Raw genomic sequence first — 9,341 nt, forward strand, 5'->3', positions numbered from 1 at the left:
CTTGGACTGACCGGGCAATTTACCCTAAGTAACTTTGTGGTTGGGTTTGGCCTGGGCTTTGCGCTGCTGTGGCTTTCGCAGCGGGTGGTGGGACGTTCGGTTTACTTTCGTAAAGTGCCCCAGATTATTAACTTCATCGGCTTTTTTATCTGGGAATTGATTCTGGCGAACCTGCGCGTGGCCTATGATGTGGTGACCCCCCGCCATTACATGCGGCCCGGCGTGGTCGCCATCCCCCTGGATGTGACCCGCGACGCCGAAATTGTCCTGCTGGCAAACCTGATCACCTTAACGCCCGGTACGCTCAGCCTGGATATTTCGGATGACCGGCGCACGCTCTACGTCCACGCCATGCACATTGATGACCTTGAGCAATTCCGGCGCGATATTAAAGAGGGCTTTGAACGACGGGTACGGGAGGTGCTGGCATGAATATCATTGAGGTGGCCTTTTTCATTATTATCCCCATCCTGAGTCTGGCTATGATTTTGGCCTTTGTGCGCGTATTGCGCGGCCCCAGCCTGCCCGACCGGGTGGTGGGGCTGGATTTGCTGGCCACGTTGGGGGTCGGCATCATCGCCGTTTACGCGGTGGTCGCCAACCAGCCGGTTTTTTTGGATGTAGCCGTAGTGCTGGCTTTGCTGGCGTTTTTGGGCACGGTGGCCTTTGCTTATTACATCCAAAGGAGGGCTTGAAGATGGCCGAGATATTTACGGTGGTGTTGTTATTGATCGGCGCGCTATTTATGCTGATTGCCGGTATCGGGATAGTGCGGATGCCCGACCTATATTTGCGTATGTCAACCACCACCAAAGCGGCCACGCTGGGCGCAGGTTTTATTTTGCTGGGCGCGGCCATTTATTTTAACGAGTTGGGCATTAGCAGCCGGGCCATAGCCACCATTATTTTTCTGCTGATTACCGCGCCCGTGGCCGCTCACATGCTGGGCCGGGCCGCCTTCTTTAACGGCGTGCCCTTGTGGCGGGGCACGCTCTACAACGAACTACGCAAACGTTATGATAAACCGGCCCATAAACTGGCCGGATCAACTCAATTTAATGCCCCAAAAAAGGAAACAAAATAAACAGAAATACCACTGCTCAAGGATCGTTTTTTCTGGTATTCATTCAGGCTGCTTGCATCAGCGCAAAGAGCAATGCCAGGCCAAAAATTATGCCGCCAATCGTTATTGCCAGCCAGGTCGAGATTTTCTGTCGCATGTTGTTTCCTTTCTATACCAGGTTGAAGCGTTCCGAATGAAAATCACCCAACGAAATTCCTAATTTGGGCAAAGTTCTTTCGATTGCATCCATCATTGGCGGCGGGCCACAGATGAAGGTTTCGTAGACATTCGTTTGACGTTCCTCCGGCAGGTAGCGTTCTAAGATCTCCGCGGTGACGAAACCACGCTCGCCCTGCCAACCTTCCGGGGGATTGGCCAATACATGCACCACTTTAAGGTTGAGGGATTTCTGAAGGGCTTCGATTCCCTCGCGAAAAGTGATGTCTTCCCAACGGTTATTGGCATAGATCAAGAGCAAGGGGCGCTTATCATTTCGATCTTTCAAGGTTCGTAACATGCTCATGAACGGCGTAATCCCAATCCCTCCAGCAATGAAGTTATACCCTTTTGCATGCGGGTGGCGGTCAACGCTGAACGCTCCAAAAGGACCATCCAGGTAAACCTTTTGCCCGGGTTCCATCTCTTTGATGGTACTCGTAAAATCACCCAATTCCTTGATGGTGAACTCGATTTTCTCCGGGTTTGATGCGCTTGAAGAAATCGAAAAGGGATGCTCACGGTCCGAAAACGGCGAACTCCAGGCGGTTAGCCAGGCAAACTGCCCGGGCATGAAGCGCATTCCTGCATGTCCTACCGGTTTCACCGCCAGGGTCCAGGCCTTGCCGCGCTCTTGTTTGACAGAATCGACCTGGTAGGGATAGTACAACAACAAGATTGGTTTGATAATCCGCACGTAAGCTAACATGCCAACCCAAAATACGCTCCCACTCAACCATAATGCCTGCTTTATGGGTGTGTTGATGTAGTGACCCGCAAGGACCACATGAGTCATCGCCAGGATCACCGCAAGTGTTGCCAGGATTCCATGCCAAATGCGCCATTGGGTATACTCAAACTTGAGACGTTGCCGCCAGACGGACGCTGCGATCATCACGATTAACGCAAGTAGGGCTATCACGCCCGCACGAGCGCGCCAGGGAGCCGAGATAGGATTGAGTAATTGTAAAGTGTCTGGTGAATAAATAAACAACAAGAGAGGATGGGCCAGGATCAGCAGCAGCGCGACGAAGGAGATCTGACGGTGAAAGTGATAAACGATATCCGCTCCATAGGGAGCTTTGACAATCTTGAACCTCGCGGTTAAGGCAAATTGAATCGCCATCATCGCCAATCCCGCGTAACCGAGCGCTGCCGATAGTTCGCGCCAAAATTCACGTCCCTCCGGAACCGGCCCAATGAGCAAAATCAGCAGAGGCGCAGCAGTCAAAAGGATATAAACAAATATCCAGAATATACCTTGAAGCCAGAGTTTCATTCTCATTTGAGATTCCTCATCCACTTTTCGAATTCAACGATCAGGTAGGCAATCAGGCTCACTCCAAGCACACGCGCCCAATCTGCCAGACTCAGCGGGGCGGTGAGGAGCAAGGTGTTCATAAATGGGGTATAGGTGAATAGCAACTGCAACAGCACCATTGTAACTATCCCGATTACCACCCACCTATTCGAAAAGACCCCTATGCGGAACATTGACCGGGTAAGGGAACGGCAGTTGAACAGATAAAATACCTCAATCATCACGATGGCGTTAACTGCTACCGTACGGGCCTGGGCGATGTCGCTCCCCAACCACAAGTCCAGCTCGTACAGGCCAAAGGCCCCGACCAAGATGCACAAACCAACCAGCAAAACGCGCCACGTCAATTCCCGCGTGAGAATGGGCGCGTTTGGAGCACGCGGAGGACGCTTCATAATGCCCAGCTCCTTGGGTTCCAGGGCCAACACCAAACCCAGCACACTTGCCGTTACCGTGTTGATCCACAGCACATGCACAGGCAGGATGGGCAGCGCAATTCCAAGCAAAACCGCGAACAAAAGAATCAGCCCTTCACCCACATTGGTGGGCAATACCCAAACGATGATCTTGGTCAGATTATCAAAAACGCCCCGCCCCTCTTCCACTGCCGCCTCAATGGTGGCAAAGTTGTCGTCGGTCAGCACCATGTCGGCAGCCTCTTTGGCCACTTCGGTGCCGGCGATGCCCATGGCGATACCGATGTCGGCCTGCTTGAGGGCCGGCCCGTCGTTCACGCCATCCCCCGTCATGGCGACCACGTTGCCGCGAGCTTGAAGCGCCTCTACCAGACGCAGCTTTTGCTCCGGCGACACCCGGGCAAAAACCGCCACGCGCTCCACCGCATCAATCAACCGCGCGTCGGCGTAATTGGCTAGATCCTTTCCTGTCAGCACGCAATCCTGGGGCGGAGTGGCATCAGGACATGGCTCGGCCAGCCCGATTTGCGTCGCAATCGCGGCGGCGGTGAGGGCGTGATCGCCGGTAATCATCTTGACCTGAATGCCCGCCTCCTGGCATGCGCCTATCGCCGAGATCACTTCCTCGCGCGGCGGGTCAATAATGGCCTGCAAGCCAAGAAAAGTCAGGTTAGAAGCGACGTCCGTATGTCCCAAAGAGGTGGCCCCCACCGGCATACTTGCTCTGGCAAAGGCCAGAACTCGTAATCCTTGTGCGGCTATGGCTTCAACGTCACGGTGAACCTGGGCAGGATCAAGCCGAACCACCTGTCCATCAGCATCAAGCGCCGCAACGCATTTTTCCAGGATGACCTCGACAGCGCCTTTGATGTAGGCCACCCGCTCCGTTGAAACGTTCTCTCGTTCAGCCAATGCGTCGTGCAGTGTTGCCATGTACCGGTGCTGCGAATCAAAGGGGATCTGATCCAGGCGAGGCAGTTGCTTTTCGAGGGATGCCGCTACCAGACCTCCTTTGCGCGCCGCAACGATCAACGCCACTTCGGTTGGGTCTCCTTGCGCTGCCCAGCGTCCATCCTTTTCAACAAGAGCGCTGTCGTTGCACAGCAGGCCGGCCAATAGACATTCCCGCAACGCCGTCGCTCCCTCCAGCGTCTCAACCGCCTTGTCCTGCTGCAAGATTTGGCCGATGGGATCGTAACCGGCGCCGGTGACGGTGTAGTGCAGCCCACCGGCTACGATTTGTTGGGTGGTCATCTGGTTCTGGGTCAGCGTGCCGGTTTTATCCGAGCAGATGACGGTGACGCTGCCCAGTGTCTCGACGGCGGGCAACTTGCGGATGATGGCCCGCCGTTGCGCCATGCGCGAGACGCCGATGGCCAGGGTAACGGTCAGGGCGGCGGGCAGCCCTTCAGGAATCATGGCTACGGTCAGGGCCACTGCTGCGGTAAAAGTTTCCACCACCGATTCCCCTCGCAGCACACCGATAGCAAAAGTGATCGCGGCCAGAGCCAGCACCGCATAAAGTAGCAGCCGGCTGAACCCGGCGATCTTGCGGGTGAGCGGCGTTTCCAGTTCCTGCGCCTCGGAAATGAGTCGAGAGATACGCCCAACCTCAGTGTCGTCGCCGGTGGCGGTGACAACACCTACACCCTGGCCATAGGTCACCAACGTGGAGGCATAAACCATCGTGCGGCGCTCGGCCAGCACAACCCCGACCGGTAACTGCGCATCTGCTTCTTTCTTAATGGGCACAGATTCTCCAGTAAGCGCGGCTTCAGCAACTTGGAGATCGCGCGCGCGGAGCAAACGCATATCGGCAGGCGCCTTGTCGCCAGACTGAAGGGCCACGATGTCGCCGGGAACCAGTTCCGTCGCCGAAACGCGTAGCCTCTCCCCGGCCCGGATGACCGTAGCCTCAGTTGTCATGGCCTGGGCTAAAGCCTCAATGGCTTTTTCTGCCCTGGACTCTTGGATATATCCAATAATAGCATTGATCAATACGACGGCGAGGATAATCAAAGCATCAACCGGCCCCTTGATGAGCGCGGTGATCCCACTGGCTACCAGGAGGATCAGAATCAGCGGGTTACTGAATTGGAGCAGAAACTGCATCAAGGGGTTCCTGCCACGCTTGGGGGTCAACACGTTGGGGCCAAAACGGTGCTGGCGATGCTGTACTTCAAAGATGTCCAACCCCTTCTGCGCGTCGCTTTCCAGCAGTTCCAGCACCTCGGTGGCAGGTAAATGATACCAATGTTTCCCAAGTAACGTCTGCATAACAAGTTCACTCCACAAGGTATAGACGAGTGCTTTTGGCCTGGTCGTTCAATTTCAAAAAACCGAGCGGACAAAATATCCCCCGGCATTTTGACAACTGTGCATCCAAGTAGGTGAGATGATATTACCATCAAATCGGTAAATCATCAACTCCTGCCCCAGGTACAGGTGAGAAAGAATAAAAATCTACATTTGTGATTGATTGGCTGGAAAAAACCCAGTTTCTCTGGTAAACTATCCTGTCTATCAGGAGATTATCAAACTAAAGGGGGCCAGCCCTGCAAAAATTGCCACCTGTGCAATTATAGAGAAATTAGATAAACTTCATATAGGGCCAAACCCAGGCCCCGGTCGGCGCCGGTGATAAACACAATCTGCTCCATAGCCAAGCTCTCCTTTTTTACCCGGTTTTACTGCACCACCGCAGCGCATTACGGAGCAGGGTTTGAAAATCAGGGTACAGCCACACTTCCACGTTGTGGCCGGGAGTGAGCACGCAAACCCGTCCTTCGCCCTGGGTGCGAGTCCAACCGCCGGGTTGACTGCCGTGTTCCGACGCTGTGGTCAAAAATACGTCGGCCTGGGAGTCGTCCAGGGCCATAAAATAGTGCTCGTCCGTTACTGTGAACGGGGCGCTGCCAACCGTGAGGGGGTGTCTGGCCAGCGGCTCTACCGTCACCAGACATTGCGGCGGATGCTCAATGAACACGCCACCCATCAGACCGCGTAACACCGGCCACTGCTCATAACCGGCCGTTCCCGAATGGATAACCAGCAAGCCATTGCCCTGCTCCACATAATTCAGAAAGGCTTGCTCAACCGCCCCGGTCACCCAGGGGTCTTGCTCGGTTGCCGAAATATTGTTTGCTTTGGTCATAACCACTAAGGGATACCCGGCCATCCGTTTGGCCGACCATTCGTTGGCATTTTCAAGCCAGTCGAATTCAAAGTCCCGTTCGGCCAGTTCCTCCAGACCCCGGCGGGGTATCCAGGCGGGATGCCAATAATCATCGCACAGAACTAAGACTCGCATTTAAATAACCTCCTTTAACGACGAACGACGGACGATGAAGGGCAAAAGTCGGTCATTGGTCATTGGTCGTTGGTCGTTCGTCGTTGGTCATTGGTCATTCGTCGTCCTTCACGGACAAAGTTTTTCCAGCAAAAAATCGTAGGCCCGCCGGCCGCTGATCTGGTGGCGACCCTCAAAGTAATCGGTTTCTACCTGATCAACGCAGTTAAAAACGCGGTACACCTGGTTTCGCGTGATCTCTACGCTGCGTTTAACCGCCTCAATCGGAAAAATCGGATCGTAGGTCCCCGCCTCAATCAAGATAGGTCGGGGCGCAATCAGCCCCACCAGGTCGTATATCTCGCCAAATTGATGCAGGCCCGGCACAAAATTGCACGCGCAGTGGTGCATGGCCAGGATGCTGTTTTTGAAGGGAGAGTAATAGCCGCTGATCACGCAAGCCTTGATGCGTTCATCCAGACAGGTAGAGAAAAAGGTGTGCATCCCTCCCCCCGACAGGCCCATTGCCCCCAGGCGGTTGACATCCACCTCCGGCCGGGTTTTAAGGTAATCTACCAGCCGCTTGCCGTCAAAAACGCGCAAGCCCAGGGCCGTGCCGCCCAGGTGGAAGGCCAATTTGGCGGTGTGGTCGCACGTTGTCGGAGCCGTCTGGCCCAACTCAGGGTTAAGATATGAAAAATCGGTCTGCCGCTCGCCAAAACAGGAGAGCTCCGGGGCGGCCACCGCAAAACCCTTCCGGCACAGGGCCACGCCAAAGTCTTTATGGATTCCATCAGGCGTATCCCGCTCGTGGCCGTCTTCCCACAAACCCACAATGTCCTTAACGCCGTAACCGTGCCCATGAAAGGCGATCACCGCCGGCAGAGGTCGCCGGCCCTGCTTGGGGATGAGCACGTAAACCGGCATCAGGGTGTAGGGCGAGGTATGGAGCAAGATTTTCTCCCGCACGTAATCGCCCTTATCCACTGCTTCAACTTTTTCCGGCCCAAACTCGGCCGGGGGGAGAGACTGGAACCCCAAAATTTCATTGAGCGCCTGGCGGGTTTGCGCTTGCCATGCCCTGGCCTCGGCAGGAGTTTTAGCCCGGAAGCGATACGGCGCTTTTTCCGGCGCATAGAGTGACCACAGACCGTGGGCGGGTTGCAATTCCTTCAATTCTCGATAGTCAAGAATTTTTGCGCTCAAGTTGTTCTCCTGTATATACAACGGTTTTGGGCTTAAATAATACACTGCCGCCGGCCCCGGGTTGACCCACTTGGATTATAGTACCCTTTTATCACAATAAATGGAAATTTTAGCGCGCGTTTGGTATAATTTTGTTATAGTGGATATTCCGCAGTAAGATCGGCCACGATCACTTTGAATCAAGAGATGGAATAAAAGAATGAAGACCCAAAAATTACTGCCACAGGTAATGGGGCTAACGATAGTCGTTTTGTCGCTAACCGGATGTAGTAGAGTATCAACCGAGCCAATAGCCACCCCAACGCCAAATCTGCCAACCGCGACGGCCGTACCGCCGACAGCTACCCTCCCTCCGCCAACGGCCACCTCCCTTCCGCCAACACCCACGCCGGCGCCGCCAACAGCTCCCCCCCTTCCACCAACGGGCACGGCTGTGCCCCCAACGACCACCGCCAAAACCCGGGGTAGCCTCCAGCCCTTACATTTTGAGACGTGCCGGGCTTTGGCGGATGCGCTTGAGCAAACATTGGGCATTGAAATGATACTGGCCGAAGCGCCTTTTGAAGATATTCTGAGGGAACAGAGCGGGACCGGCTGCCAGATCACGGCCGGCGGCACCGGCCTGGATTTTGAGAACCTGGGCGTTATTGACCATGCCTTGCGAGAGATGCTGCCGGCCCAGGGCTGGCAGGAAGATATTAGTTTTGCGGCCGACGGCCCCGGCAGCATGTTCGCCGGTTTTCGCCGGGCCAACCAACTATGCCTGTTGGCCGTCAGCAGCGGCCCGGCAGAGGAGCAACTCTGCGCCAATGATGAGCCGTTTGCCACTTGTTGGCAAAATCTGACCCCCCGGCAACAACGTTATACCATTACCCTCAACTGCGTCCAGGATACCTCATCGCCAACAGAGCCTGCCGCCTCTTTAAACACCAATCCAGAAGCCAACGCCAATAGCGGGGTCAGCATCAACTCTTTTACCGCGGAGGTAACCGATAACGTTAATGGCGGTAAAATTGTCGCTTTCCACTGGGATACCAGCGGGGCCACCAGTGTCCGCATTTTTAATGGGGCCACATTCACCCGTTTTGGCACCTGGTGGACAGATTTACCGCCCGACGGCACTCTTGTTGCTGAAATCACTGACACCATGCGCCAGAATCCCCGTATGGATTTGTTTGCCACAGATGCCCAGGGAAATGAAGTGAGCCAGGGGATCAGTATTGAGATGCCCTGCGAGATTGAAGACCTATTCAGGGGAAACAATATCCCCCCCGGCACAATTTGCCCCGCCGTGGCTCTGGAAACGGTTGCCGCCGAACAACGTTTTGAAAATGGCTTTATGATTTGGCTGCAAGATTTGGACGGCGGCACAATTTTGGTTTTTTATAATGAAGGACGAACCGATAGTTTTGCCGACACGTGGCAAGCCGGCCAACCCGAAAGTGATCCGAATATTACACCGCCCGGCGGTTTATATCAACCGATGCGGGGTTTTGGCAAAGTGTGGCGAGAAAATAACCTGCGGGATTCACTGGGTTGGGCTGTAGAGGAAGAACAAAACTTCTACGGAAAATGGCAGCGCGATAACTCCCCCTCCCCCGCTGCTGACCATGCTTGCCTGGTCAACCGCGATCTTCAATTGATCTGCATTGCCGGCCCCATTTCAGGCGGCCGCTGGGAGTTTCGCCAAACGCCGGATTGAGAGAACTTGACTTTCTTAACATTTCAGTTACTACTCAGCCCCATGTCATTTCGAGGCCGTAGGCCGAGAAATCTCCTTTTCAAGGGACGACTTCAAGGAGATTTCTCCCTTCGGTCGAAATGACATGC

Annotated in this window: 8 protein-coding genes; 4 read left to right on the forward strand and 4 right to left on the reverse strand. The window is 54.7% G+C overall.

The features are described 5' to 3' along the window. Positions 1-6: 6 nt before the first annotated feature. The 3 genes from JW953_16485 to JW953_16495 are packed head-to-tail and all read left to right on the forward strand — an operon-like array spanning position 7 to position 1,084. On the forward strand, positions 7-432 hold the full coding sequence (locus tag JW953_16485; GenBank protein MBN1994297.1) for a Na+/H+ antiporter subunit E: 426 nt from the start codon (positions 7-9) through the stop codon (positions 430-432). Beyond that, positions 429-695 carry a cation:proton antiporter gene (locus JW953_16490; GenBank protein ID MBN1994298.1) on the forward strand — a complete coding sequence of 89 codons (267 nt, stop codon included), beginning with the start codon at positions 429-431 and terminating at the stop codon, positions 693-695. The genes JW953_16485 and JW953_16490 overlap by 4 nt, the downstream gene beginning before the upstream one ends. Before the next feature lie 2 nt (positions 696-697). Then, complete coding sequence (locus JW953_16495; GenBank protein ID MBN1994299.1) at positions 698-1,084, forward strand: monovalent cation/H(+) antiporter subunit G; 387 nt, start codon at positions 698-700, stop codon at positions 1,082-1,084. 148 nt (positions 1,085-1,232) lie between these two features. Here the strand turns inward: JW953_16495 and JW953_16500 are convergent, their stop codons facing one another. The 4 genes from JW953_16500 to JW953_16515 all read right to left on the reverse strand — a co-directional run bounded on the left by JW953_16500 (position 1,233) and on the right by JW953_16515 (position 7,511). Next, positions 1,233-2,564, reverse strand: coding sequence for a ferric reductase-like transmembrane domain-containing protein (locus tag JW953_16500; protein ID MBN1994300.1), 1,332 nt, complete (start codon positions 2,562-2,564; stop codon positions 1,233-1,235). Then, positions 2,561-5,293, reverse strand: a complete 2,733-nt coding sequence (locus JW953_16505; GenBank protein MBN1994301.1) for a cation-transporting P-type ATPase — start codon at positions 5,291-5,293, stop codon at positions 2,561-2,563. The genes JW953_16500 and JW953_16505 overlap by 4 nt, the downstream gene beginning before the upstream one ends. Before the next feature lie 400 nt (positions 5,294-5,693). Further along, the gene (locus JW953_16510; GenBank protein ID MBN1994302.1) at positions 5,694-6,326 is read right to left on the reverse strand and encodes a ThuA domain-containing protein; all 633 of its coding nucleotides are present in this window, start codon (positions 6,324-6,326) and stop codon (positions 5,694-5,696) included. 108 nt (positions 6,327-6,434) lie between these two features. Beyond that, a complete protein-coding gene (locus JW953_16515; protein ID MBN1994303.1) occupies positions 6,435-7,511 on the reverse strand; it encodes a dienelactone hydrolase family protein in 1,077 nt (358 codons plus the stop codon). Between the two features lie 199 nt (positions 7,512-7,710). Between JW953_16515 and JW953_16520 the strand changes: the two genes are divergently transcribed. After that, the gene (locus JW953_16520) at positions 7,711-9,213 is read left to right on the forward strand and encodes a hypothetical protein (protein MBN1994304.1); all 1,503 of its coding nucleotides are present in this window, start codon (positions 7,711-7,713) and stop codon (positions 9,211-9,213) included. The last annotated feature ends 128 nt before the right edge of the window (positions 9,214-9,341 follow it).

Source organism: Anaerolineae bacterium, from assembly GCA_016931895.1.
Taxonomy (GTDB): domain Bacteria; phylum Chloroflexota; class Anaerolineae; order 4572-78; family J111; genus JAFGNV01.